At 36.6% G+C, this 369-nt stretch carries 1 protein-coding gene; it reads right to left on the bottom strand.

Features of this window, described 5'->3' with window-relative positions; all coding sequences use genetic code 11:
- Positions 1-369 (bottom strand): group II intron reverse transcriptase/maturase (locus OL66_RS00880; protein WP_034172087.1); only part of this gene is annotated, 369 nt, incomplete at both ends.

Below are 369 nucleotides of genomic sequence, written 5' to 3'. Positions count from 1 at the left end.
CCCAAGTTGAACCTCTATTGAGTTTCTTTCGTACCCTGGCAATCGATGTTTTCCATTTTCTTGCCAGTGTTTTCAAACAGCTATCTTCAGCTAGATAATTTAAATGGGTTAAAACACCTAGATTGTTAGCTAAACAGAAGTATCGGGTAAATTCCTCGGACAATTTTTTATAGGTACGGATTATTTCTAATTCGTCTCTATCCGCTAATGTTTCGTCGTGTTTCACCTTTCCCTGTTTTAACCAATTGTATTCATATCCATATTCCTTGGCTTTCGCTTTGGGAATCTGGATTTGAACTTTACCGTTTAAGGAATTCTTTGCAGTTTTCCTCTCACGAGTTTTATTGGTTGGTTTAACCTTAATCATGT

The sequence above is a fragment of the Chrysanthemum yellows phytoplasma genome (assembly GCF_000803325.1).
GTDB classification, from domain to species: Bacteria; Bacillota_I; Bacilli_A; order Acholeplasmatales; family Acholeplasmataceae; genus Phytoplasma; species Phytoplasma asteris.
This window is presented reverse-complemented; position numbering and strand designations above follow the sequence as displayed.